The following is a 301-nucleotide window of genomic DNA, read 5'->3' on the forward strand; positions in this document are numbered from 1 at the left end:
CCGGTGCGCGAAGGTCAGCGAGCGCGCCTCGGCCAGCGTGACCGGGTCACCCTCTTCGTCGGCCGAGGCCGGGTACGCGTCGACCTCGTCGAGGAAGATGTACCGCGCCGGGGTGGAGCGTAGCCCCACCGCCGAGTTCGCGCCGGTCATGATCAGGATGCCGCCCGCGAACTCCTTGGACAGCATCGTGTTGCCCGCGTCGCGGGACCGCGCGGGCTTGATCCGCTCGCGCAGCTCGGGGCTTTCCTTGATCAGCGGATCGATCCGCTGCCGCGAGTTGCGTTTCGCCAGTTCCACCGTT

1 protein-coding gene is annotated in these 301 nt (G+C 69.4%); it reads right to left on the reverse strand.

The genetic code is table 11. The features are described 5' to 3' along the window. Nucleotides 1-301, reverse strand: a 301-nt coding sequence (locus AB6A66_RS17580) for a phage terminase large subunit family protein (protein ID WP_371056915.1), incomplete at both ends; no start/stop codon positions are given.

Source organism: Rhodosalinus sp. K401 (genome assembly GCF_041365735.1).
In the GTDB taxonomy this organism is placed as follows: domain Bacteria; phylum Pseudomonadota; class Alphaproteobacteria; order Rhodobacterales; family Rhodobacteraceae; genus Rhodosalinus.